General features: G+C 70.3%; 20 protein-coding genes and 1 pseudogene. 3 read left to right on the top strand and 18 right to left on the bottom strand.

Features of this window, described 5'->3' with window-relative positions; all coding sequences use genetic code 11:
- Nucleotides 1-89: 89 nt before the first annotated feature.
- From G3I71_RS05195 to G3I71_RS05235, 9 genes are all read right to left on the bottom strand, one after another.
- The gene (locus G3I71_RS05195; RefSeq protein WP_164312739.1) at nt 90-4,346 is read right to left on the bottom strand and encodes a non-ribosomal peptide synthetase; all 4,257 of its coding nucleotides are present in this window, start codon (nt 4,344-4,346) and stop codon (nt 90-92) included.
- Nucleotides 4,343-4,588 (bottom strand): phosphopantetheine-binding protein, encoded by a 246-nt coding sequence (locus G3I71_RS05200; RefSeq protein WP_164312740.1) that lies wholly within the window; start codon nt 4,586-4,588, stop codon nt 4,343-4,345. The genes G3I71_RS05195 and G3I71_RS05200 overlap by 4 nt, the downstream gene beginning before the upstream one ends.
- Nucleotides 4,589-4,611: 23 nt before the next feature.
- A complete protein-coding gene (locus tag G3I71_RS05205) occupies nt 4,612-6,174 on the bottom strand; it encodes a long-chain-fatty-acid--CoA ligase (protein ID WP_164312741.1) in 1,563 nt (520 codons plus the stop codon).
- Between the two features lie 35 nt (nt 6,175-6,209).
- Nucleotides 6,210-6,707 (bottom strand): FcoT family thioesterase, encoded by a 498-nt coding sequence (locus tag G3I71_RS05210; protein WP_164312742.1) that lies wholly within the window; start codon nt 6,705-6,707, stop codon nt 6,210-6,212.
- Nucleotides 6,704-7,594, bottom strand: coding sequence for a TauD/TfdA family dioxygenase (locus G3I71_RS05215; RefSeq protein ID WP_164312743.1), 891 nt, complete (start codon nt 7,592-7,594; stop codon nt 6,704-6,706). Before G3I71_RS05215 ends, G3I71_RS05210 begins: the two co-directional genes overlap by 4 nt.
- A gap of 8 nt (nt 7,595-7,602) precedes the next feature.
- Entirely contained in the window at nt 7,603-7,857 is a 255-nt protein-coding gene (locus G3I71_RS05220; RefSeq protein WP_164312744.1) for an acyl carrier protein, read from the bottom strand.
- A complete protein-coding gene (locus G3I71_RS05225) occupies nt 7,854-8,897 on the bottom strand; it encodes a beta-ketoacyl-ACP synthase III (RefSeq protein WP_164312745.1) in 1,044 nt (347 codons plus the stop codon). The genes G3I71_RS05220 and G3I71_RS05225 overlap by 4 nt, the downstream gene beginning before the upstream one ends.
- A 70-nt stretch (nt 8,898-8,967) precedes the next feature.
- Nucleotides 8,968-10,326 (bottom strand): MFS transporter, encoded by a 1,359-nt coding sequence (locus G3I71_RS05230; RefSeq protein WP_164312746.1) that lies wholly within the window; start codon nt 10,324-10,326, stop codon nt 8,968-8,970.
- A 274-nt stretch (nt 10,327-10,600) separates the two neighbouring features.
- Entirely contained in the window at nt 10,601-11,356 is a 756-nt protein-coding gene (locus G3I71_RS05235; protein WP_164312747.1) for an aspartyl/asparaginyl beta-hydroxylase domain-containing protein, read from the bottom strand.
- Between the two features lie 829 nt (nt 11,357-12,185).
- On the opposite strand from G3I71_RS05235, the gene G3I71_RS05240 reads away from it, so the two are divergent.
- Both G3I71_RS05240 and G3I71_RS05245 read left to right on the top strand, forming a co-directional pair.
- Entirely contained in the window at nt 12,186-12,572 is a 387-nt protein-coding gene (locus G3I71_RS05240) for a copper chaperone PCu(A)C (RefSeq protein WP_239148928.1), read from the top strand.
- 31 nt (nt 12,573-12,603) lie between these two features.
- Nucleotides 12,604-13,398, top strand: a complete 795-nt coding sequence (locus tag G3I71_RS05245; RefSeq protein WP_203729434.1) for a hypothetical protein — start codon at nt 12,604-12,606, stop codon at nt 13,396-13,398.
- A 498-nt stretch (nt 13,399-13,896) separates the two neighbouring features.
- On the opposite strand, the gene G3I71_RS05250 is transcribed toward G3I71_RS05245, so the two are convergent.
- From G3I71_RS05250 to G3I71_RS05275, 6 genes are all read right to left on the bottom strand, one after another.
- Nucleotides 13,897-14,550, bottom strand: coding sequence for a sigma-70 family RNA polymerase sigma factor (locus G3I71_RS05250; RefSeq protein WP_164312748.1), 654 nt, complete (start codon nt 14,548-14,550; stop codon nt 13,897-13,899).
- Nucleotides 14,551-14,769: 219 nt separating this feature from the next.
- Nucleotides 14,770-15,459: a hypothetical protein gene (locus G3I71_RS05255; RefSeq protein ID WP_164312749.1), complete on the bottom strand. Its 690-nt coding sequence runs from the start codon at nt 15,457-15,459 to the stop codon at nt 14,770-14,772.
- Nucleotides 15,460-15,609: 150 nt separating this feature from the next.
- Nucleotides 15,610-16,134, bottom strand: a complete 525-nt coding sequence (locus G3I71_RS05260; RefSeq protein ID WP_164312750.1) for a copper chaperone PCu(A)C — start codon at nt 16,132-16,134, stop codon at nt 15,610-15,612.
- The gene (locus tag G3I71_RS05265) at nt 16,131-18,410 is read right to left on the bottom strand and encodes a cation-translocating P-type ATPase (protein WP_164312751.1); all 2,280 of its coding nucleotides are present in this window, start codon (nt 18,408-18,410) and stop codon (nt 16,131-16,133) included. Before G3I71_RS05265 ends, G3I71_RS05260 begins: the two co-directional genes overlap by 4 nt.
- The gene (locus G3I71_RS05270) at nt 18,410-18,694 is read right to left on the bottom strand and encodes a hypothetical protein (protein ID WP_164312979.1); all 285 of its coding nucleotides are present in this window, start codon (nt 18,692-18,694) and stop codon (nt 18,410-18,412) included. Before G3I71_RS05270 ends, G3I71_RS05265 begins: the two co-directional genes overlap by 1 nt.
- 446 nt (nt 18,695-19,140) lie before the next feature.
- A complete protein-coding gene (locus G3I71_RS05275; protein ID WP_239148930.1) occupies nt 19,141-19,932 on the bottom strand; it encodes an NlpC/P60 family protein in 792 nt (263 codons plus the stop codon).
- Nucleotides 19,933-20,282: 350 nt separating this feature from the next.
- Between G3I71_RS05275 and G3I71_RS05280 the strand changes: the two genes are divergently transcribed.
- Nucleotides 20,283-21,296 (top strand): carbon-nitrogen hydrolase family protein, encoded by a 1,014-nt coding sequence (locus G3I71_RS05280; protein ID WP_164312753.1) that lies wholly within the window; start codon nt 20,283-20,285, stop codon nt 21,294-21,296.
- 338 nt (nt 21,297-21,634) lie between these two features.
- On the opposite strand, the gene G3I71_RS05285 is transcribed toward G3I71_RS05280, so the two are convergent.
- The 3 genes and pseudogenes from G3I71_RS05285 to G3I71_RS05295 form a co-directional block, all read right to left on the bottom strand.
- Nucleotides 21,635-22,864 carry a GNAT family N-acetyltransferase gene (locus G3I71_RS05285; RefSeq protein ID WP_164312754.1) on the bottom strand — a complete coding sequence of 410 codons (1,230 nt, stop codon included), beginning with the start codon at nt 22,862-22,864 and terminating at the stop codon, nt 21,635-21,637.
- A gap of 188 nt (nt 22,865-23,052) precedes the next feature.
- Nucleotides 23,053-23,377, bottom strand: a pseudogene (locus G3I71_RS52600) (hypothetical protein); the annotation flags it as partial.
- A gap of 150 nt (nt 23,378-23,527) precedes the next feature.
- Nucleotides 23,528-25,111 (bottom strand): hypothetical protein, encoded by a 1,584-nt coding sequence (locus G3I71_RS05295; protein WP_164312755.1) that lies wholly within the window; start codon nt 25,109-25,111, stop codon nt 23,528-23,530.
- Nucleotides 25,112-25,124: the final 13 nt, after the last annotated feature.

The following is a 25,124-nucleotide window of genomic DNA, read 5'->3' on the forward strand; positions in this document are numbered from 1 at the left end:
CGTGCTCCTAGCAGCGGGGTGCCCATGGGGCGAAGGACTCTGTTGCAGTAGTCGGGAAGAAGTGCCGGTGAGTTCCCGGGATCTCCCAACTACTTTGTGGTTGTTGCCGGATGGCTCTTCCGTCCCGCCGGGGCGGGCAGGCTGCCGGTGGTGACGCAGTGGTCGAGGTAGCGGAAGACGAGGTCCCGGTCGGCGGGCGGGCACGTGATGCCGCTGCCGTGCAGGCCGTTCACGACGTTGTCGGCGCGCACCCGTCCCAGGCGCAGGTCGGGGCCGGCAGCGTCTTCGGGGGCCGCGTCCCAGGAGTCGAAGAAGGCGAGTGTGGTCGCCGCGACGCCGGAGTAAGCGGGGAGTTCGGCTCTCCACCGGGCCAGCGGCATGCGCCGTAGCGAATAGCCGTAGTCCTCCAGCCAGTCGTAGATGTCACTCAGCCGCACCGGGATGGTGGCGGCATGGTTGAAGACGGTCGCCGGACTCGTCGGTTCGAGGCAGAGGTGGACGAGGGCTTCGGCGACGTGGTCGACGGGTGTCCAGGTCTCCTCCTCGAACAGCTCGGGGACGATGCCTGCGGGGATCCCGGCGCGCAGCACGCTCCACAGGAAGTCCCGCTCGTTCACGTAGCCGGTCGCGGCCGGGCCGACGATCCGGCCGAGCCGGTGCACGGTGACCGGCAGGCCCCGCTCGGCGGCCTGCTCCAGCAGGCGCTCGGCCGCCCACTTCGACTGCTGGTAGCCGTAGCGCAGTCCGGAGTGGGGCGGGAAGAACGCCTCCGGTACCTCGGCGGCGAGGCCGGGCGGCGGGGCCACGGAGAGGGTCGACACGAAGTGCAGGGGCACCGAGCGTACGGCCGCCAGGCGCAGCAGTTCTCTGGTCGACTCGGTGTTGGCGGCGCGCAGGGTGGCGTAGTCACGCATGATGCTCACGGTCGCCGCGTTGTGGAAGATCGCCCCGCAGGTACGGGCCAGTTCGGCGAACGTCCCCTCGGCCAGGCCGAGTCGGGGGCGGGCAAGGTCTGCGGGAAGTGCCGTGACTCGTTCCCGCGCCGCGTCCGGAAGGCGGAGCCGGTGGGTTTCCAGGGCCTGGTGGATGCGGGCGGTGGCCTCGGCGGGACTCGGGGCCCGGACGGTGCAGACGATCTCCGCCTCCGTGTCCGTCAGAAGCTGGGCCAGCAGGTGTACGCCGACGAATCCGGTCGCGCCGGTCAGCAGGATCCGGTCCGGTGTTCCGCCCGCTCGGTGCTCGTCGCCGGGGCGGATGGCCGGGTCGAGGACGGTGTCGGCGAGCAGTGTCTGCGGCAGGCCCGGGGTTGCCGGCCCTGCCTGCTGTCGCAGGAAGCGCGCGAGGTCGGCGACGCGGGGGTGCTGGAAGAGCCAGGCGACCTTCACCTCGCGGCCCAGTTCGACGCCGAGGCGGTTGGCGACCTGGATGGCCTGGAGCGACTGGGCTCCGAGGTCGAACACGTCGTCCTGCGCGGCGACCGAGGCCAGGCCGAGCACCCGCTGCCAGACGGAGGCGATGGTGCGCTCCAGTGCGCTGTCGGGCGCACCCGCGTGCGGGCCGTGGTCAGGGGCCGGTGTGGCGAGTGCCTTCCTGTCGATCTTCCCTGAGCCGGTCCGGGGCAGGTCGGCCAGGAACTCGATCGCCGAAGGGATCATCGCCGGGGGCAGGACCGTACGGAGGTGGTCCCTGATCCCGGCCGCGGACGGGTCCGGCCCGTCCGGGACGACGTACGCCGCCGGCCGACGCGTCCCGTCCTCCGATACCCGGCCCACGACGGCGGCGTCCCGGACCCCTGCGCAGGCCAGGAGCGCGCTCTCGACCTCGGCGGGGTGCACGCGATGCCCGCTGATCTTGAACTCGGTGTCTGTTCGGCCCAGGTAGCGCAGTTGACCGTCGTCGCCGATCCGTACCCGGTCGCCGGTGCGGTAGGCGCGTGGTGCTCCAGGGAGCACGCCCAGGGGTGCGAAGCGGGCGGTGTCCGGAAGCGGGCCTCCCCGGTAGCCGGTGGCCAGGTTGTCGCCGAGGAGGTGGAGTTCGCCGTCGACGACCGCGGCCCGGGTGCCCGGCAGCGGAAGCCCGATGGGCACGTCTCCCGGTGCGAGGGCGGGGTCGTGGAGGTCGGCGACGGTCGCGACCACGGTGGCCTCGGTCGGCCCGTAGGTGTTCAGCAGCCGTACCGAGGTGCCGACGGTCCTGCGCCAGCGGTCGACGCGCTCGGGCAGGGCCGCCTCGCCGCCGATGACGACGGTCCGCACGCCGGCGGGCAGGGCTGCGGCACCCGTGGAGAGGGCGTAGGCCACCTCGTGCCAGTAGGCCGTGGGCAGGTCGAGGAAGCTGATCCGCAGTCGTGCGCAGGTGTCCAGGAACGCGGGGAGCGAGTCGGTCATGTCGTCGGTGCGGACGACGAGGGTCGCGCCGGCGCACAGGGTGAGGAAGATTTCCTCCACGCTCGTGTCGAAGTGCAGCGGGGCGAACTGCAGTACGCGGTCGTGGCGTTGGATGCCGTAGCGGTGGGTGGCGCCGGTGACGAAGTGCGCGAGGGCCCGGTGACCGATCTCGACGCCCTTGGGGCGGCCGGTGGTGCCGGAGGTGTGCAGGACGTAGGCGAGATCGTCCGGCGTCGGAGCGGTCGGCTGGACGGTGCCGGGTGCTGGTGGGGCATCCGTCATGACGTCGGCGTAGGCGCTGGTCGTGAGGGTCAGTGCGGGCCGGGCGTCCTCCAGCAGTTCGGCTCTGCGGGCCGGAGGTGCCGTCGGGTCGAGCGGGCAGTAGGCGGCGCCGCAGAGCAGGACACCGAGGGCGGCGGTGATCGCGTCGATGCCGCGCGGCAGGGCCACGGCCACCAGGTCCCCGGGACCCACCCCACGGGCGGCCAGTCGGCGGGCGAGGTCACGCGCCGAACCGAAGAGCTCCGCGTACGTGATGCTGCGTCCGTCGTGTTCGAGGGCGACGGAGCCGCCGCGCCGGGCGGCATGGTCGGCGATCAGGCCGACAACCGGGCGTGCCGGGCCGGGCAGCGGGCCGCCGTCCAGGACGGGGACGGACTCACGCGCCCGCAGGTCCGCGAGAGGCCGGTCGGGGTCGGCGACGGCCTCATCCAGCAGGGTGAGCAGCCCCTGCTGGAGTGCGGCGACGTCTGCCTCGTCGTACAGGTCGGGGTTGGCGTCCACGGCGATGCGCAGGCCCGCGCCCTCGGAGCGGTCGTAGACGTTGACGGACAGGTCGTCGACGGGACCGGCGGAGACGTTGTGGACCGTGCTGCGGTGTCCGGCGAAACGCAGGTCGTACTCGAAGGGCATGATGTTGACGCCGGGACCGGACAACCGGCGCTGTCCGCCGACCAGTTTGAGGTCTCGGCGCAGTTGTTCGTAGCGGTAGCGCTGGTGAGGGAGGCCGGCGCGGAGTTCGCGGGAGATCCGGGCGGCGAGGTCGCGCAGGGTGTCCGCCTCGGTGACCGTCACGCGCAGGGGCAGGATGTTGCGGACCATGCACGGCACACGCAGGGAGACCGAACCGAGTCGGCCCATCGCGGGGAGGCTGAGGACGATCTCCGGTGCGCCGGTGGCATGGTGCAGTCGGGCCGCCGTGACCGCCAGCACAACCTCGGACCAGGTGACCTTGAGGTCGCGGGCCACGGCACGCAGGGTCTGCGTCTGTGCCGCGTCGAGGTCGGCGACCCGGCGGTGGAAGGTGTGCGCGGGCATGGCCGAGCGGCCGGCCGGGGTCGCCACCGGCGGCCGGTCCGCATACCGGTCCGTCCAGTGGGCGCGATCCTTGGCGAAGCGGGGCGATTCCCGGTACGCGCGCTCCTCGTCCCCTACGGAGGACAGGGTGCCGAAGCCGCTCTCCCCCACCGGCTCCCCCGTCGTCAGGGCGGTGTAGACGTCGGCTACGCGGCGGGCGACCAGTGACAGGCCGAAGCCGTCGAGGGCGATGTGGTGGACACGGTGGTACCAGAGGTACTCGTCCGGCGCGATCCGCAGCAGGGCATGGCCGAAGACCCGGTCGCGCGCGAGGTCGACGGGGCGGGCCATGTCCTCGTCCATCCAGGCCAGGGCCGCGGCGTGCGGATCCGGGTCGGCGGTGTGGTCCGCCGTGTGCAGGCGCCAGTCGCCAGCCGGAACGTCCGTCTCCCAGGGCCGGCCCTGGGAGTCGGCGACGTAGGCGACGTTCAGGGCCTCCGTCTCCGCGACCACCTGGTGCAGGGCCGCCGCGAAGACGGCCGGGTCCACGGGGCCGTGGATGTGCACGTATTCGGCCGTGTTGTAGGCGGGGCTGTCCGGGTCGAGCCGCTGGCCCGTCCAGACGCCTTCCTGAGCGGCCAGCAAGGGATGACGGGCCGTCACCTCGCGGCCTCCTGCCGGGTGGAGAGCAGCTGCCACCACTGGGCGAACGAGGTGCGCTCGGCGAGTTCGACGAAGGTGACGTCCACACCGGTCTCACGCCACCGTTCGATGAGGGTGACGATGCGCAGGGAGTCCAGCCCCGCATAGAGCGGGTTCTCGTCGAGGTCGACTTCGTCGGGCCGCAGGTAGAGGTACTCCGCCAGGTCCGCGCGGAAGCCTTCCAGCGTGAGGGGAGCAGGCATGTCGTTCTCTCCAGGGGAGGCGGTCAGTTGACCTTGCGGGCGGAGTCGCCCCAGAAGCGGTCGCGCAGTTCCCGGCGCAGGATCTTGCCGCTGGGGTTGCGCGGGACGCTGTCGATGAACTCGTAGCGGGCGGGCAGCTTGAAGCTCGCGAGCTGGGGGACGAGGAAGGTGTGCAGGTCCCGGGGGGTGGGCTGCTGTTCGGGGTCCGCGACGATGAAGGCGTGCACGTACTCGCCCCAGCGTTCGTCGGGGGCGCCGACGACGACGGCCTCGGCCACACCGGGGTGACCTTCGAGCACGTTCTCGATCTCGGCCGGGTAGACGTTCTCACCGGCGACGAGGATGGCGTCCTTGATGCGGTCGCGGATGAAGACGTAGCCGTCCTCGTCGATGTATCCGGCGTCACCGGTGTGGATCCAGCCGTCGACGAGGGTCTCGGCGGTCTTCTCGGGCAGTCCCCAGTACTCGACCATGTGCGCGGGCGTGGCCAGGCAGACCTCGCCGACCGCACCCGGCGGGAGTTCGCGGCCCTCGCCGTCGATCACCTTGCTGCGTACGCCCGGATAGGGGTGCCCGGCCGCCTGCATGAGGGGGCCGCCGGGGACGTGGGCCGCGGGCGGCAGGCAGACGGCGGTGTTGCCGGTCTCGGTGAGGCCGTAGATCTGGGCGAACTCGCACTCCAGGACCGCCAGGCTCTCCTCCAGCAGGGCCTCGGAGATCGGGGAGCCGCCGTAGACCGTCTTGCGCAGGGTGGTGAAGTCCTTGGCGCCGACGCCCGGTTCGGTCAGCATCATGCGGAGCATGGCCGGAACGACGCAGGCGGTGGTGATGCCGAGGTCGCGGATGAGGTCGACGGCTTGGCGGGCGGCGAAGGCACGCATCGCGACGACGGTCGTACCCGCGTTGAAGTTCTGCGTGGCCCACCACAGGCCGCCGATGTGGAAGCCGGGGATGCCGATCAGCGCGATGTCGCCGGCCCGCCAGTCGATCCAGTCGAGGCCCTCGCTCGCCAGGGCGTCCCGGATCGCGAAGAAGCTGCGGTGGGCGAGCACGACGCCTTTGGGCAGTCCGGTGGTGCCGCTGGTGTAGAGCTGGGCGACCGGGGTGTCCGGGGTGGCGCTGTCCGGGAGTTCGGTGTCGGGGTGGGGTGCCTTCCAGGCGGTGAAGCCCGCGCCGAGGGCGACGACCGTCTCCGGGGGCGCGGTCGGCATCTTCTCCACGATCGCCGCGAACTCGTCCTCCAGGAACAGCAGTCGAGTGCCGGAGTCCTGGAGGATGTGGCTGACCTCGGGCGCGGTGAGCCGCCAGTTGACGGGGACCAGGACAGTGCCGCTCTTGGCGCAGGCGAAGAGAATCGCGTAGTAGTCCTCGGACTCCTTTCCGAGGTACGCGACCCGGTCGCCAGATGCCAGTCCGGCGGCCTGGAGCGCGTGGGCGATGCGGTTGCTCTCGCGGTGCAGTTGCTCGTACGTCAGGGTGCGGCCCTCGCAGAGGACCGCGGGGGCGGTGGGCTGGTGCCGGGCGTGGAAGCTCGTGGTCCGGACGAGCGTTTGGAGCTCCGGGTGGTGGAGCCTGTCCATGGTCATGGCTTTCTCTCGCCTCGTGTCGGGGGACGTTCGGGTCAGAGGATGTTGACGAACGCGAGGGTCGCCTCGCCGTCACAGCGGCCCGAGCCCGCGTCCCAGTAGCGGAAGGCGGTGTCGGCGTGCAGGAACGGGCTGCCGCCGGCCGGGGCCCGCCGGGTGACGGACCGGAACTCCAGCTCGCCGGAGAAACCGCGGGGATCGACGGGCCGCCGGAAACTGGCGGTGAACCGGGCGATGAGAATGTCCGGGAGCTGGTGCTTCCAGAAGTCGTCCAGCGTCCATGATTCGAATCCCCCGCCTATCCGTTCCTGCACGGACTTGGCGACGAGGTAATACATCATCTGGTTGTAGCAGATGTTCACCTCGACGGAATTCAGATGGCCGGTGTCGTCGATGTAGCACGACTCTGGGATCGCGAACTCGCAGCGGGCGGATGCGTGGCCGTCCGTTTCTGTCACGACAGCCGTACGCAGGTATTTACAGTGGTCCTTGTAGGGCGTCAGCACCTGTGCCAACAGGGCATTGTCCGTCATGCCGCCCTGATCCCGTCGTGGAGCCTGCGTTCGTCGTGAACGGTGACGCGGTAGGAGACGGTCGGCTCCGGCGCGGTGGTGTGCCGGGCGCGGTGGACGAGGCTGCGGTTGTCCCAGACCAGCAGGTCGCCCTTCTCGAAGCTCTGCAGGTGGATGTTCTCGTGCTCGAAGCTCTCGTCGAGCTGGCCGGTGGCGTCGAAGAGCCGCTTGAGCAGTTCCTCGTCGAGCGGGTTGCCGTCCTGGTCCTCGATGCCGACGGTGAATCCCTCACTGACGTAGAGGACCGTCTCGCCGGTCATGGGGTGGGTGAAGGTGGTCGGCTGACGGACGGCCGGGGTCTTCCGCTCGACCTCGTCGATGATCTCGGAGAGGGGCCGGTAGACGTCGTGGGGCCGGATCTTGAAGTACTTGCGCACGGAGTGCCTGCACCGCGTTCCGGATATCTCCTTCCTCAGCTCATCGGACAGCTTCTCGTACGCCCGGCCCATGTCGATGAAATAGGTTCCGCGGTTCTTCTCCGGGATGACCTGGGGGTAGATCAGAGTGATTCCGAAGGGGTCCGGCATGAACTGGTAGTCGGCGTGCCAGAACTTTCCCGTCTTCGGTACGCCGATCTGCTTGCCGTCCTTCGGCACATTGGAGGAGACGAATATCTCCGGTATCTCGGGGTGCTTGTACATCGGCTCGTAATAGGTCTCGGGGCGCCCCAGCAGCTTGCCGAGTTCGAGGAACTCCTGCGGGGACAGGTCCTGGCCCTTCAGGACGGCGATCTTCTTCGTGTAGACGGTGTTCTTGAGCGCGGCGATGTCGGCGGCGGAGGCGGTGGTGTGGTCGAAGTCCTCGACCGTCGCGCCGATCGCGCTGCCGGGCTGGTCCTTGATCTGCATGGCTGCCTCTACCTTCGGTGGGGTTGGACGGATGCCTGCCGGGTGTCGACGAGACGGGCGATCTCGCCGAGGGTGAGGTCGGGCTCGAGTTCGTCGTCGCCGACCTGCACCCCGAGGTCCCGCTCGATGCGGATACTGATCTCGACCGTCGTCAGCGAGTCGACGTCCAGCTCACCGAGGGTCGCGCCGGGGCGGATCCGGTCGGCCGGAGCGTCGTGAAGTCTCGTGAGGATGTCGACGAGTTGCTCGTAGGTGGTGCTCATGACGTCGTCCGTTCCTGTTGAGGGAGTGATGGCCAGGTCAGAAGGCAGGAACCCCAGGTGAGGCCGCCTCCGAAGGCGGTGAGCAGCAGCCGGTCTCCCGGGTTGACCGCCCGCCGGGCAGCCGCGTCGGCGAGGGCGAGCGGGATGGAGGCGGCACCCGTGTTGCCGACGGACTCGACATGGGTCGCACAGCGCTCGCGCGGGAGACCCAGGTCGTCGGCCACCGAGTGCAGGATCCGCAGGTTGGCCTGGTGGGGTACGAAGTGGTCGACGTCGTCGATCTTCCAGCCGGCCCGGAACAGCGTGGCCCGCGCGGACTCGGCCATGCGCGTGACCGCGTGACGGTAGACCTCCTTGCCGCGCATCGCGAAGTGCCGTTCCTCGCGGCTCGGCTCGCCCGGCTGGGAGCGTTGCCGGGAGCCGCCGGCCGCTACCGCGATCAGATCCTGGTGGGCGCCGTCGCTGCCGAGGTCGAAGTGGCCGACCGCGCCCGGCTCGTCGGGGTGTCCGGCGCGCAGAACGACGGCTCCGGCGCCGTCGCCGAAGATGATCGCGTTGGCCCGGTCCAGCGGGTCCACGATCGTGGAGTAGGTGTCCGCGCCGATGAGCAGGACCCGTTCGGCGACTCCGGCCGCGATGAGCCCGGCGGCCGAGGCGAGTCCGTACACGAACCCGGTGCACACCGCGCCGATGTCGAAGGCGGCGACCCCGGTCAGCCCGAGGCGGGCGGCGACCGCCGGCGCGGTGGCCGGGCAGGTGTGGTCCGGGGTCGTCGTGGCGACGACGACCGCGTCGACAGTGTCCGTTCCCGCGGCGCCGAGCGCCCGGCGGCCGGCTTCGACAGCCAGGTCGGAGGTCGCCTGGCCGGCTTCGGCGACGTGCCGTTGCCGGATTCCGGTTCGGGTGCGGATCCATGCGTCGTCGGTGTCGAGGCGTCGCGCGAGGCGCTCGTTCGTCACCACACGGGACGGCACCCATCCGGCCAGGCCGCACAGAACGGCGGCCCGAGGAGCTGAGGAACCGGTGGCAGTAGGAAACATGGAGGCACTCCAGGCATGACGGAGGACGGACCGGACGTGAGAGGTGGTGACGCGGAGAAGGAAAGGGGGCCTATGCGCCGGCGATCCTGGGGCGGCGTACGAGGAGCGCGAGCGCACCGACGCCGATGCCGAGCGCTACGGCGAACACGGCCGTGCGGATGCCGTCGAGCAGCCCGGGGCCGGACGCGCTCTGCCCCACTCCCCCGGCCAGCGCGACCAGTACGGCGAGACCCACCGCTCCGCCGACCTGCAGCGTGGTCGACGCCATCCCCGAGGCGACGCCCTGGTCACCGGGGGCCACTCCGGCGGACGCGGCGATCCACATCCCCGTCCAGGCCGCGCCCTGGCCGAGACCCAGCAGCACGATCCCCGGCAGGAGTTTCGGATAGGAGCCGTCCGAGGTGAGCGCCAGACCGAGGGCCGCCGCCCCGGCGGCACCCAGGACCATGCCACCCACCAGCATGCGGCGCATTCCGAAGACGGACACCGCCCGTTCCCCGACCTGTGTGCCCACGGCCACCACCACGGCCGGCACGAGGAACGCGAGCCCGGTCCCGACCGCGCTGTAGCCGTGAACCGTCTGGAAGTAGAGGGTGAGGAAGTACGGCACCGAGCTGAACGTGGCGCTGAACAGCGCGGTCACCCCCATCGCCACCAACAGTCCCCGGTGCGCGAACATCCGTGCCGGTACGAGCGGTTCAGGGGACCGCCGCTCCACGACGGCGAACAGTGTCAGCAGACCGGCCGAGAGCCCCGCGCTGACGAGGGCCGTGGGCGTGGTCCAGCCCTCCGCCGGTGCCTGCACCAGCAGGAACACCAGAAGCGTGATCCCGCCCGTGGCGGCGAGCGCTCCCGCCACGTCGAAGCGCCGGGTACGGTCCCACGGACCGTCCGCCGGGAAGAGCAGCCACCCGGCCACCGCGAGCACTCCGGCGATCGGCACGTTGACGAAGAACACCGACGGCCAGCCGAACGCCTCCACCAGCACCCCGCCCAGCAGGGACCCGAAACAGAGCCCGCCGGCTCCGGCAGCACCCCACACCGCCAACGCCCGGTTCCGGGTGGGTCCTTCCTCGTACAGAGTGGTGATCAGCGACAGCGTCGCCGGGAACAGCAACGATCCGCCGATGCCCTGGATCCCCCTGACGGCGACCAGCACACCGGGTGACTCGGACAGACCGCCCACGAGCGAGGACCCTCCGTACAGCAGCGCCGCCAGGACGAACATCCGGCGCCGGCCCAGCAGGTCGGCGGCCCGGCCGCCCAGCAGCAGAAAGCCTCCCGTGGCCACGACGTAGGCGCTGACCACCCACTGCAGGTCGTGGTCGGAGAAGCCGAGCCCGGCACCTATGTCGGGCAGCGCGACATACACGATGTTGTAGTCGAGCGAGATGACTAGCTGCCCCAACGCCAGAACCAAAAGAGACATAATCGGTCACCCCCTCGTCATCACAGTCATCGGAATTCCACATGAATGCGAATTCCGGAAGTCCGTTCGTTTTGCGTAACCGTAGCAGCAGGAATCCTGCTTGTGAATGCCTGATTTAGTGTTCGGAATTACCGGCGAGCAGAATACTTGGGCAGCACTTGAAACCCGGCAACCACGGACCGCCGGGAATGAAACGCCAGCAACATCTGACAAAGCCGGAACCGATCTCAGACCTTGTCGGTCACCATTTCTTTCCTGAATTCTTGCCTTCGGGTCAGTCGTCCCCCATGAGCCGACGGATCTCGGCGATGAGGGCGACCAGCGCCCGGCGCTCCGGAATGGTCGTCTCCGGATGCCAGAGGTCGATGAGCAGGCAGGTCCGCGGGCGAGTGCCCTCGTTACGTGCCTCGTGCTCGAAGGAGTAGTCGAAGAGCAGGCACCTGCCTTCATCCCAGGAGCGGGTCTCGCCGGCGACCGTGATGCTGCACCCGTCGGGGATGTCCACGGCGAGATGAAGGTTGATGCTGAAGTTCCACAGGTCGCAGTGCGGGTCGATGGCGGCGCCCGCCAGCAACGTGGAGAAATGGCATTCGAGGAGCGGACAGATCTTTTCCGTGTCGACTGCGACATCTCTCAGCAACTGATATGCGGTCGGAACCGTGGTGGCCGACTCCGCGACAAGACCTCCCTCACGGAAGAGGTAAAGAGCCTGCCAGTTCTCCTGTCGCGTCAGATAGTGCTCATAGTCCGAGAACGCCTCCCGGCGGGCCGCCCAGGCGACGTTCAGTTCTTCCTTGATCGCCTGATGGGCGGCCTCCAGCGCGTGGACGACCGGGGCTATCTCGTCGTAGGCGTAGGGATCGTGCCAGGGAGTCGTGGAGAGCCCCGGCATGATCCATTTTGCCGCCTTCTGCAGCGGATGCCGGTCACCCCCGCCGCCCGGCTCCAGCATCCGCTCGACCCGAGTGATCGATTCCGCACCGAACTCGGCCCTGATCGCGGCGAAGGCGTTCTCTATCTCCGGCGTCACGCGGTTCTCGGCTCGGAGCAGCCGACGGCCTCGCTGCGTCGCTCGTGTTCCAACAGCCACAGGGTGTTGACCGCCGCCTCGGAGGACTGAGACAGACTTCTGCGTTTCACGTGCGCCGAACCACCTTCGCCCGAAGTTCCTCGTTCGTCACCGTTCGGCTGCCACGCGTGGCGGTCAGCCGGGGGACGAGCCGTGCTGTCGGACTACTAGTCGGCCGCGGGTGGTCTCGAGTTCCCGGCTTCTTCGAATCAATTTCCTTTGGTGTGGCAACAGTTGCAGACGCCTCGGCCAACCGCAGGCACATGAGGCCGCGCCGGCCGGCCGACGGGTCCCGTGTCCGCACACCGACGTCACCCCCACCAGTGACGGCGCCGCAGCGCCATTCCCACACCGCGTCCTCCGTAGTGCGCCGGACGCGGCCCCGGAAACCGCCGACTCCACCTCCAGGAAGGGCAACCCGCTCAGCGTCAGTCCGCCACGCGGCCCACCAGCGCTCCAGGCAGACCGTCCACGACGGAGCCCAGCCATACCCGACCCGCCGCCGACAGGACCGGCGTAACGATGCCCGGAGGCCATACCCCGCCGACCCGCATCCGCCCGGGTACGGCTCGGCCGCCCTCCTGCCCCAACGGCCGGCAAGGCACTGTGCAGTTCCTCGGCTCCCGCACGAGACGCACCATGTGGCACCTCTCCCCCGCCACGGATCCGCGCAACTCCGCACCGCATCCGCGCCGGATCCGCACGGGACTCTCCCCGCCACCACCGTGCGGATCCGGCCAGGACGGCAGGCACCGGGAACCAGAGGGGACCGCGCCCCGACCACTGACACATGGAGCAGAGAAACCTGATGCGTGTGGTGCGCCGGATACGGAACACCCGGTTCGCCAACCCTCTGTGGGCCATCGCGCCCCCGTTGGTTGCCTCCGCCGGTGCGCCGGCCCTGCTGGTGGGCTACACCGCGGCCGGAGCGGCAGGCCATCCGCCGCCCCGGATCGCGGTTGTCGACGCGCGCATCCTCGCGGTGCCCGCGGGCGCCGGCGCCACCCGCGCCTACTTCGAGATCCGCAACACCGGTTCGTCGAAGGACACTCTGCTGTACGCCGACTCACCGGAACTGGGCATCAGCATGCTCCGCCGTACGGCGAACCCCTCGGCCTGGATCTGCCCTGCGGGCGGTCCGGGAGGAGACGGTCAGGGACACCCTGGGGCACGCTAGGCTGCGGTGCTTCGGCGGATGGGGGCATGACATGTGGCAGCGGGGGACACGGGTGGTCGTGCTCGGCGCGGCCCTGGTGGTCCTCGCCGGCTGCGGTTCCAAGATCGCCGAGACCGATGAGGCGGCGACAGGCGCGGCCACGGCCGCCCCCTGGACGCTCGCCGCTCCGATTCGTATCGACGGCGTCCGTACCTCCGGCAGCAGCGGCCGGTCCCTGGTGGTCGATGCCGAAGTGCCCGACGGGGCACGCGACTGCGTGCGCAGCCTGCGCGGTGAGCTCGACACCGTCGAGCACGGCACGGTATACGTGAAGGTCACGTACGAGACCCGTTCCCTGGACCAGGATTCCGGCTGTACCGGAACGCGGCGGGTCAAAGCGACGGTGAAGCTGGGCGAGCCCCTGGGCTCCCGCAGGGTCATGGTGAACAGCATGGACGTGTACACCCCTGTCGGTGCCACGCCACCCGCCCTGCGGCGGTGCGGTGAGAACGGCTGCGACCCCACACCGCCGCGTTGCACCTCGTCCTCGTACGGGCAGGCGGTCAACGACACGGACATCCCCAAGCACACGAGCTGGGAGGAACGCGGCTGCGACGACACGTGGCTGGTGCTGGACCTGTCGACCCGGATGGGGCCCGCGTGCGGTGACGCCGACGACGGTTGCTCCTCCTCCGGTGTCTCCCAGCGCTGGTTCTACCGGGCCGAGTCATCGGGCTGGCGGCCGGTCGCCACGAACGGCGATGCGGGGTGCGCCGGGATCCACAAAGTCCTGCCGGAATTGCCCGAGCACCTCTGTGCGTCGCTGCCGCGGCTCGACCGCGGCTGATCCCCCGAGCCTGCGGCTGCTTGTGGCTACTGGAGCAGGATCATTTTGCGGACTGGTTCGAATCCGGCCCGCCCGTAGACCTGCCTTTTGATCTTTTTCGTCCGATTCACGGCACCCTCGACGCCCCCCGAGCTCCGGTGGAGACTCAGCCCGGCGACCATGGCTTCCAGATCATGGGTCAACCCGCAGGCGAAGCCGGTGATGCCTGGCAGTTCTGCGCCGCGGAACGGAGCGTTCGGACGAGGCGATTCTCAACCTGAGGGAGCGTCACCTCTCATCCGTGCGCGCCCCTGTACCGAGTAGCACCCCCGGCTCTCGGTTCGAACGACCAGTGACCCGCCATGACGGCTCCCCAAGATCTGTGCCAGATCCCCGAACTCATCGGCAAACGACACTCCTCGAGAATTACATGGTCAAGCCCCTGTGGCCCGAGCCACTCGGACGCAAGGGAGGGCGCCGGTGCCCACCGGCTCCGGTGCTCACCGGCGCCCCCTCTCATCACGCAGCGACGGCAGTCGCAACCCCGGCTCCCTCCGCTTCGTCCAGAAGCTCGACGAGAGTCGCGCGGGCCCGTGCCACCCGGGAGCGGATCGTCCCGACGGGGCAGCCTCCGGCCGCGGCGGCCTCCTCGTAGGGCAGCCCGGCCAACTGGGTGAGGACGAACGCCTCGCGGCGCTCGACGGGCAGCGCGTCCAGCAGGTCGAGCAGGGCCACACCGTCGTCGAATCCGGGCAGACCGCCGGGCTGGGCACGCTCAGCCAATATCGTCCAGTCGTCCACGTGGGCCGACCGCGGCCGGGCGACGGCGTACCGCAGGCTGTCGACGACCGTGCGGCGCGCGATGGACAGCAGCCAGGTCCGCGCCGACGAGCGCCCCTCGAACCGGTGCAGGCTGGCGAGCGCCCGCAGGAACGTGTCCTGCGCCAGGTCGTCGGCCAGTTGGCGGTCGGCGGAGAGGTAGGTGACGTAGCGGACGACGTCCGGATGCAGAGCCCGCACGAAGTGGTCGACGGCGTCGGGGTCGCCGGTCCGGGCGGCGAGGGCCCAGACGGTGGCCGGGTCTTCCGGTGTCGCCGACGCGACGGGCCGATCCGCCGCTACAGGGCCTGCGTCGCGTTTCTTGGACGACAGGGGGAGGACAGGAGTGATCACCTGATGTCCTTCTCGGGTGGTACGGGACCGATCCGGCACGACGGCACGCGCGTGCGCGTGTTGGACACGCCAGCGGTGAAGTGCGCTGCTGCGTGTGCGTGCTGCGGAAGGTCCCGGGACGGGAGTGGGATGGGGGCGTACTACGAGCACGCCCCGTACCCGAAGCCTCGGAACCGACAGATTCGGCGCCGACACGACGGCCTCGGGAAGCCGGCTGTCTCAGATGACAGCGGTCCCGGCCGGAGGCCCCCGAGAGATGATCGTGTGAGTGAGTGTCAGCCTCGGGATCCGCTCGGCCCGTTCGCGCGTCGGCCGCAGGCTGGGCCGACGCGGTGGAACGGGCAGGGCGGCGAGGGGCAGCCGGAGCGGAGCGGCCAGCCATCCGGCGACGGCCCGCAGGAGCCGGAACGCGGCCCGCTCGCCGTACGCCAGCCACAGGCCGGTCAGCACGGCGGCCAGGGTGTGGGCGGCGAGCATGCCCAGTGACGACATACCGCCGGCATCGTGGGCCATGTGGCCGAGGTGTTCGGCGTGCGCTGCGTGGCCCATCGACATGGACCCCGTGGTGCCCATGTCCATCGCGTCCACGGAGATCGAGCCCATGGGCATACCGCTCATGTCCTGAGCCACGGAACCCGTGCCGGATCCCGGCGCCACCGACTGGCCCCAGGAGAAGACCGAGTGGAGCGCCGCCTGGGCGACGACCACGACGGACACCACCAGCGGGAACCCGCGCTCACGGCCCGCCAGGGTCCAGCCGACACCGCTCGTCGCGGCGAAGCCGGCGGACATCGTCCACCAGGGCACGGTGGAGCCGGACATCAGGACGTGGCCCAGGGCAGCGAGCAGCACACAGACGGCCGCGAACACCGCGGCCCGTATCGTGCGCACATCCCACCCAGCAGTCATGACGGCCTCATACTCGCATCCGGGCTCCGCTCGTCGCAGGTGGGTACGCACAGGACCCGGGTCCGTCACTCACTCCGGAAGGAGTGATACAGGACACAGTGCCCTGTCGGATCCGGACGGAGGGTCCGGCCGGCCCTCGTGGCTGAGGCGTCAGGTGCTGTCCTGGCCCGGACCGACCACCACAGCCAGGGTCTTCACAACTCCGGTGTGCTCGAAGTGCAGGGTGAACGCGACGAGGTCACCGGGCTGCCAGCCCTTCTTGACCGGCACTATCACGTCGAGACCGTCCGGGGACATGTCGAGGCTGTCTCCGGGCGGGACGGCGACCGAGGCCACCGTCTCGTCGGTGGCCGTGTTGGAGCTGGTCATGACGTGCCGGTTGAGGGTGAGCACACCTGGGCCGGCCTCGGTGGTCGTCACTTTCACCAGCCGGTCCACCGCGCCCCCGCTGTTGGTGATCCGGAAGAAGGCCGCCGTGACCGGGGTTGCGCCGGAGGGCGCGAAGACCTTGCCCTCGGTGACCTTGATCCGGGCCGGACCGCCGGCGTTGCCATAGGCGGTCCAGGTACTCAGCCCACCGAGCGCGAGACCGCACACGGCGACGGGCGCGAGCGCGGCGAGCAAGGTGTCGGTGAGCCGGCGGCGGGTCGGGCGCCACGGACGTTGGTCGGTCATCGGGTACGTCTCCGGGAGGCGGCGGGCGAGGTCGAGGGCTGCCAGGCGCGCAGGCGCAGGCTGTTGACGACGACCAGCACCGAGCTGGCCGACATGGCCGCCGCGGCGACCATCGGGTTGAGCAGGCCGACCATGGCCAACGGGACGGTCACGACGTTGTAGCCGAAGGCCCAGACGAGGTTCGTACGAATAGTGCCCAGCGTGCGCCGGGCCAGCAGAACCGCGTCCGCGAGGGCCTCGATGTCACCGCGCACAAGGGTCACGTCGGCGGCGCCGATAGCCACGTCCGTGCCGCTGCCCATGGCGATCCCGAGGTCGGCACCCGCCAGTGCGGCGGCGTCGTTCACACCGTCGCCGACGACCGCGACCCGGTACCCCTGCTCCTTCAACTGCCGTACGAGGTCGGCCTTTCCCTCGGGTGTGCAGCGGGCGTGCACCTCCTCGATGCCGAGCGCCTCGGCGACGGCCCGCGCGGGCGCCTCCCGGTCGCCGGTGGCGAGCACCGGCCGTATGCCGAGCCGCCGCAGCCGGTCCACCGCGCGGTGGCTTCCGGGCCGTACGACGTCCCCGATCTCGATCAACGCTTCGGCCGTGCCGTCCACCCGGACCAGTACGGGTGTACGGGCGGCGGACTCGGCTCCCGCCAGAGCCTCCGCGAGCGTGGCAGGCAGGTCGTCGTCGGGCGCGAGGACTTCGACCAGCCGTCCCTCGACGCGTCCCCGTACGCCGCGCCCTGGCAACGCGCTGAACTCGCTGACGTCCGGCAGCCGTTGCCCGCCGGACTCCCGCCGGGCGCAGGCGGACACGGCCCTGCCGAGCGGATGCTCCGAGCCCTGTTCGACGGCCCCCGCCAACCGCAGAACGGCATCCCTCCCGAGTCCGTCCGGTACGGCCGTGACCTTGGCGACGGTCATGTGGCCGGTGGTGAGCGTGCCGGTCTTGTCGAGGACCACGGCGTCGAGATGCTGAAGCCCCTCCAGCGCCTGCGGCCCGGTGACAAGGACACCCAACTGGGCACCCCGGCCGGTGGCGGCCATCAGCGCGGTCGGGGTTGCCAGGCCCAAGGCGCACGGGCAGGCCACGACCAGGACGGCCACACACGCGGTGAGTGCCGCCTGCGGATCGGCCCCGGCACCCAGCCAGAACCCCAGAACGGTCACGGCCAACGCCAGGATCACCGGCACGAACACCCCGGCGACAGAGTCGGCCAGCCGCTGCGCCCGCGCCTTCCCGGCCTGCGCCTCGGTCACCAGCCGGGCGATCCGGGCGAGCTGCGTATCCGCGCCGACCGCCGCCGCCCGCACGAGCAGCAGTCCGCCGGCGTTGACGGCCCCGCCGACCACCGCGGACCCCGGCCCGACCTCCATCGGCTCACTCTCCCCGGTGACCAGGGACAGATCGACGGCTGAACTTCCGTCCGTCACCTGCCCGTCGGTGGCCACCCGCTCCCCCGGCCGCACGACGAAGATCTGCCCGACCGCCAACTCCTCGATGGGCACGAGCCGTTCGGAGCCGTCGTCCGCCCGGACGGAGACCTCCTTGGCCGCGAGCCGGGCCAGCGAACGAAGCGCCTCCCCCGTCCCGTGCCGCGCCCGCGCCTCCAGGAACCGCCCGGCCAGCACGAACAGCGGTACGCCCACGGCTGCTTCGAGGTAGATGTGCGCGACGCCGTCCGAGGCGGTGGGCACGAGGGTGAACGGCATCCGCATCCCGGGGTCGCCGGCACCACCGAGGAAGAGCGCGTACGACGACCAGGCGAAGGACGCCACCACGCCCAGCGACACCAGTGTGTCCATGGTGGCGGCCGAGTGCCGCAGCCCCCGGACAGCCCGCGCGTGGAAGGGCCAGGCACTCCACACGGCGACGGGCGCGGTGAGCGCGAAGCACAGCCACTGCCAGTTACGGAACTGCAGTCCGGGCGCCATCGACAGGACCAGCACGGGCAGGGCGAGCACAGCGGTGACGACCAGACGGTGCCGTTCCTGCCGGGGGCCCTCGGACTCGTCGCCGTCGTCGGTGGCGGACTCCTCCTTCCTCCTGGGTGGTTCGGGCAGGGCGGCCGTGTATCCGGCCTTCTCGACGGTGGCGACGAGTTCGGCCGGGCCGATGTCCGCCGGATGACTCACGCGGGCCATTCCGGTGGCCAGGTTGACGGTTGCGGTGACCCCGTCCAGTTTGCCGAGCTTCTTCTCGACCCGGGTCACGCAGGCCGCGCAGGTCATGCCGCCTACGGTCAGGTCGGTGGTCACCAGGACGGTCCCCGGTTCGGCGCTCATCAGCCGTGCCCTCCCTGCATGTCGCCCATGTCTCCCATGTCGTCCGCACCTCCGCCGCTGCCGCTGTCGCCGCCGGTGCCAGCACTGGTGCCGGTATTGGTGCTGGTGCTGGTGCTGGTGCCGTGCATGCCGGGTGCGACAGGGCCGACGCCGGCGCCCACGCCGTAGGACACCGAGAAGATCAGGACCAGCAGCAGGAGGAAGCCGCAGAGCGCGGGCGGGGGCGCCGCCTTCCGCACAGACGCGGCCACGCCGCTCAACGAAGATTGCCGGGACTCGTCCATCAACCGCGTCTCCAGGTCACGTCGTACAGCGTCGTTCGGATCGCGCCGTACCAGTGCAGTAGTCGGACGAGCCACCAGCCGGGTTCCGGAGCAAGAGCGTGGCGCGCGTCACACGGAGAACGCTTGTCTCGCGGCCTCGGCGGAACCGGTCCGGCTCAGGCCCCGTACCGATACCGCAGACGGGCGTACGCCCCTGGACGTCGGCGCCCTGATCGGGCCGTCCGGCCGGCGCTCGTACGCAGTGGCGCTCACCGTGCCGGACACGGCAGGCGAGGGTCCAGCCGTCGGTAGCGCCCTCGCTCCACGGCTCGTACATCAGAGCGCCGGTCGACAGCCTCATGGCGGGCTGCGGCAGCAGGCGGCCGCGTCCCGGTGGCGTTCGCACCCGCCGCGGGCCGGGTCGCCGGAGACCAGCCTCCGGCGACCCTGGTCGGGATGTCTGCGCGTCAGCAGGTCGGCACGCCGGACAGCCAGGCCGCTCCCTTGATGTAGATGTTCGTCAGCCAGGAACCGTCGGCCAGCTTGGACCAGATGTCGTTGGTGTAGCCATCGGCGGTGACGCTCTCCGCGTGCTGCTGGCACTGGACCGACACCTGGGTCGGTCCGACGAAGGTGTCCACCACGGAACCCCGCACACTCGGCGTGGAGTGGATACGCACCCCCGTGCCCCAGGTCTCGAACGTCGTACCGCCGTTCGCGGGCGGCGGAGCGGGCGTGCCCGACCCGTTGATCCGGATCGCGCCCGCGTAGTCGCCGCCGGTGCGCACGGGTGCGACCCGGATGTGGGTGCCCGACTCGTAGGCCTCGACCATCTGCCCGCCGCCCAGGTACATGGCAACGTGATGGGCATGCCCGCTGCCCCAGAACATCAGGTCGCCCGGCAACAGCGGGGCGCTGCCCTGCGAGGCGGAGAAGCGGGCCGAGGCCTGCGAGCTGTGGAACTGGTCGTTCGCGGTGCTGTTGAGCAGGTCCTTGCCGGTGGCCTGGGCGTACGCGTAGCGCATCAGGCCGGAGCAGTCGAAGCCCTTGCGCTCGTTGTCGTGGAGGCTGTCGGGGTCCGAGCCGTCGTAGTAGCCGTAGCCGGCGCCCGGCGTCGCTCCGTGGCCGCCGCCCCAGCTGTACCAGACGCCGATCTGCGAACAGGCGGCGTTCACGGCTGCCTGCGCGGTGGCCGAGGCACCCGGCGCGAGCCGAGAGCCCTCTGCGTTGAGTACTGCTGGAGCGGAGGCCACGGACATGGCCGGCATCCTGCCCGAAGCTCGCAGGGCCAAGGGCCGCGAACCCACGGCCCGTCCTGATCCACCTCTCGTGATCGGCCCGTCTGCATGCCGCTGCCGCCGCCCGCCCAGTTTTTCTCTCCGTCGGCCGGAAGATTCGAAGGTGCGCTGGACGTGTTGAAGGATGTTGACGGACCCTGCGAGCGACGGCATGATGACCGATTGCGTGGCCTACGCCGAACCTCCCGCGACCGTCCCCAGCACGGTCTCCCATCGGAGGCAAAGGGACCAGCGTCTCAGGTCGTTGTCGCAGCCCGATCGCCTCGGGCGAGGTCGCTGGGGAGCCGTCGCTCAAGGCGTGGAAGGCCGCGATGACAGCCCGTAGGAACTTCAAGCGCCAGGTGCGTGCCCGCGCCGCCAAGACCGGCGAGTCCTACACGTCCGCCCTCCGGCACTTCCGCCCGACTCCCTCAGGAGACGTCATGCCGGAAGCAAGGAATCCCAAGAGTGTGCGGCTCGCCGTAGCACAGACCCCCGTACGTGATGACCCCAGAGACGTTGAAGCGCTGCGCGAAAGCGGCCGTGAGGTACGCGCCCTGATGCGCGAGGCCAGTGCTCACGGAGCGAGGATCGTGCACTTCCCCGAAGGCGCGATCTGCTTTCCCAGCAAGCACGTCATGTCCATCGACGGCCCGGACGCGGTCGGCCCGGCGGACTGGGATCGGTGCCAGTGGCCGGTGCTCCAATCGGAGTTGGCTGCGATCGCCGGGCTGGCCCGCGAGTTGCGGTTGTGGACGGTGATCGCATCGGTGCACCGCCTGACCCGGCCCAACCGCCCGCACAACAGCCTCTACGTCATCTCCGATCGCGGCGAGGTCGTCACGCGTTACGACGAGCGCCTGCTGTCGAAGACGAAGGTCTCGTACATGTACTCGCCGGGCGTCTCCCCGGTGACCTTCGAGGTCGACGGTGTGCGCTTCGGCTGCCTGCTCGGCATGGAGATCCACTACCCGGAGCTGTTCGCGGAATACGAGAAACTGGATGTCGACTGCGTCCTGTTCTCCACAAGCGGCACCCCGGGCAATACCGCCGCCCAAGCCCAAGGCCACGCCACGGTCAACAGCTACTGGGTCAGCCTGTCGGTGCCGGCACAGCACAGCGCCACCGCACCGTCCGGAATCGCCGCCCCCAACGGCGACTGGCTTGCGCGGTGCCCGGCGGACGACTCGCCATCGGTGGCCGTCGTGAACCTCGACAACAGTTCCGAGGCCGCCGCCGGAGCAGTGACCTACGGGCGTCCCTGGCGACGTGAGGCGCGCGCAGGCGTCTACACCGAGCACCAGGTGACCGACCCGCGCAGCGAAGACCGGACAGCGGCCTTCTAGCTCAGAAGCAGACTCCGAGGGGTTCGCGCATACGGGATGGCTCCCGGCGCCGCGAACACCTCAGGTTCACCGGCATGGCGTGGCAGCGTGCCCAGTAGGCAATCCGTTCTCACCACCGCCCGCCCGTGGACGGGCCAGGGGTGGTGGGTCAGTTCCGCACCGGCCGCCGCAGGGAGGCGAGGTTGTCCGGTCGTTCGTGCTGGCGTGCCCGCTCCAGCCCGGCCGACCTCGCCCCTCGCTCCTGGCTGGCCCCATTCACCTCTTCGCCAGTCGGAAGCATCCGCCCCGACGGGTGCCTATGGGCTGACGAGAGTCTTGGAGGGCCGGCGAGCGCGCGGTCAGAACCAGTGCAGGCAGTGCGGGGGCCGGTCGGCGCGGAAGAGGGAGTCAGCGAGGGTGGCCGCGCCTGGGCGGTGGGCCTGTATGTGTCCGGCACGTACGAGCGTGCTCGGGGCGGTGCCGCCGAGGTAGACGGAGCCCAGGTCGCGCACGTCCAGGGACAGGTCGGGCTCCCGGTCCGTGGAGACGCAGTCGGCCTTGCCGTCCCGGACGGTCAGCAGGTAGCGGCCGTGCTCGCCGAGGAACGGGTCGTCGATATCGAGGACGAGCTCGCCGTCGGTGAACCAGCCGCGCGCGGTCAGCGCACGCGGGACGTCCAGCAGCCGCACCCAGAGCCAGTCCATGTCGCCGCTCACCTCGCCGGCGCGGAAGTCCGCGAACTGCCACCGCAGCGGGTGCTCGGGCGGGACCTGCTTGAACACGACCTGAGAGACCAGGTCGTGTCCGAGTACGAACCGGGCCAGGGCCGTGAAGACGGCGCCGTCGGTGACAATGGTCTCGTCGACCGTCAGGGTGCCGGAATCGACCGAGTAGCTGGCGTACCCGTCCGGGACGCCGTCGGCGTTCCGGTGGAGGGCGACGTAGCGCGGCGCCGGCGAGATCGGGGGCTGCCCCGCGCGCAAGGCCCACCAGCGGTGGGGCCGGGACAGTGCGCCGGGCTGGGCGCGACGGTACCGGTCGTAGACCTCTTCCAGGATCTCGGCGCATTCGGCACTACGCAGTACCTCGACCGAGCCGTTGTCCGAGCCGTCCGCTGGTGCACCGGCCAGTCCTCGCGCCCGGGGAACGGCGAGGGCGGCCCGGTGACGCGGCACCGTCAGCCGCGCCGTGTAGGTCGCCGGTCCGTAGCCGAACCTGCCGTAGATCGAGGCCTCAGAGGCCAGCAGCACGGAAAGGAACTCCCCGCGGGCCCGCAACTCGGTGAGCTGATGCCCCATCATCGCGCTGAGCACGCCCTGGCGCCGGTGTGAGGGCAGGACCCCAACAGCGGTCACCCCGGAGACCGGGACCAGCGTCTCACCGGGCAGAGTGAGCTCGAAGGAGTGCGCGGCGGCGGTGCCGACCGGCCGCCCGTCCGCAGTCAGCGCGAGCAGGCAGCGGTCCGTTTCGAGCGCCGACCACCAGAGCCCGCCGCCCTCTACCGGGGGTTCCGGGAAGAGCCCGAACGCGGCATGGACCGTGTCGACGAAGACGTCAAGATCCTCATCGGTCGTGGAACGAATCTCCATTGCTGCCGCTGCCTCCTCGAACTACCGGCACCACGACTGATGGTGTCTGGCCACAGTGCAGCGTTGACCCGCCGCCAGGGCAAGCGAATTATGGCCGGGCCTGCATCCGGACACAGCACAGCCCGGTCCGGGTTCGGCCCCGGAGTGAGTCGCGGTGATGGGACCCAGCGGCGGTCGTGAGCCAGGCGTCAGGCCGTGACGGACAGTGGGCGTCCGCCCCAGCGGATGCCCTTCTCACTGCGGACGCGGGCGCGTTCGCGTCGCTGGACGGCCAGGAGGGTGCCGAGCGTTCTGCTTACGCCACCGCAGACAGCGGTGCAACTCGCGGGCCTGGACTGTGTGGTTGGTGCGCAGGTAACGGCAGAACTCCAGGAACTGCGTCCGCCTCTTGACCGGCTTGATGTGGTCGTAGAGCTTGCCCTTGGCCAGGTCGAGGGCGGCAGACAGGTGCCGGACCCCGCCGTAACGGTTGTAGGTGGCCCGGCGCCTGCGGCGCGGTTCGCGCTCGTCCGGGCTGGTCTCGACCCGACTGGCGCTGGTTGCGGAAGACCTGACGGACCGCCCGTCCGCCAGGCTGCGTGAGCCAGGAATCCCGCTGCTGCGGCTGGGGAGGATGTCAGAACTCGTTCTTCGCAGAGCGCAGGGGACGACCGGCAACTACCTCTACGTCGGCGGCCCTACCCGTCGGCCGTCCGTCTTCACCAGTCGGCGGATCGTGTCCGGCTTCAGCGCTGGATTCGCAGCCGCAGCGTGGGCCAGCTCCTCGTCGCCGAGGAGTACTGCCAGCCGGGACTGAGGAAGGTTCGGGTGACGCGTCGCCGCAGCCCTGACCTCGTATTCCGGGTCCTGGGTAAGCCGCTCCACGACTACGGGCTCAGTTTCGGGGTCGCGTGCCGCCAAGGCCCGGACCTCAGGGTCTTCGTGGTCGGCGAAGGCGGCCAGTCCGTTGGTCGGGAAGTCCGGCCGGGTGGTGAGGTGGCTGCGCTCGGGACCGGTGTACTCGAGGAAGCTGCGCAGCAGAAGTGGCGCGGGGGCGTCTGGATGGTTCTGGGCCAGCAGGACGCGTACGCCGAGGTCGCCGTCGTCGGCCAGGCGTGCGACGAGGTCCGGTGGCAGCAGGTGGTCCCTGGCCGCCCGCCGGCGCAGCAGTGGATGGTTGGAGAGTGCGTTTCGGCGAACGGTCATGGGATCCCGGGGAACCTCGGGCGCGGGGTGGAAGACGAAGAAATCGTCCATGGGGACCTGGTAGTCGATCTGGTCCCGTTCCTCCTCGCTCAGCGCGGAGTGGAGGGACACCGCCAGCCGGACGTCGGGGTGGGGGTCCGTCGTGAGCGCGCGGCGTTCGGCCGGTCCCAGGTCCGCGCGGTACGCAACGTTCGTACGCACGTCCGGGTCCGGATCGGCGACAAGTGCGCGGCGCTCGGCGGGTCCGAGGTCTTCGCGGTGTGCGATCAGGCCGCGTATCTCCGCAACCGGGTCGGCGGCCAGGAGAACCACGACGTCGGGAGGGAGGCTGGGGTTGACGGCGATCATCGCCTTGTCTCCCTTGCCGACGGGCCTGGCGAGGACGCCGTCCACTACAGCTCTGCTGAGGGCGTGGTGGAGCAGCACGTCGGCGCGGCCGTGGCACGGTCGGTCAGGGAGCACACTCTCCACCCACGCCGGATCCTGATGGCGTGCATGCCTCTGCGCCGTCTCCCGGACCCCGTCGTCGGGGTCTGTGAGCAGTGCCGCCCGCAGGTCTGCGGACAGTGATGCCCAGCTGCCGACCCCCCAGCGGCGGACCTTGGCGACCGGATGTGTGGGCATGGATCGGCGCAGCCCGGTGGAGATCTGCTGGTAGAAGGGACCGCCCAGGAGTTCGTCGTCATACGTGCTGATCATGTGGACGACGGCCTCGTCGGGCAGAGGCCTGGGCTGGGCCGGGGCGGCCACCCGTGGTCCCTCGGCCAGGTGGGCGCGGACGAACCACTCGGGATCATCCAGCAGTCGAACTCGCTGGGCCGGATCGACATGGGGGTTACGGGCGAAGAAGCTGCGGGTGTAGGTGTCGGGATGCTCGATCACCGCGTCGACGACGGCGTCGGGCAGGATCCGGTCCCGGCACAGCACCATCCGTACGGCAAGCGGAGCGTCGGAGAGCAGCCGCAGGAGGATGCCCTCCGGCACGGACGGGTTGAGAGCCAGTCCGGCGAGCCGACGGGTGGGGAGGTCGGCGTCCTCCCAGATCTGCTCAGGCGTAGGCATGCTTCGTAACCCC

The sequence above is a fragment of the Streptomyces sp. SID12501 genome, assembly GCF_010550245.1.
Taxonomy (GTDB): Bacteria; Actinomycetota; Actinomycetes; order Streptomycetales; family Streptomycetaceae; genus Streptomyces.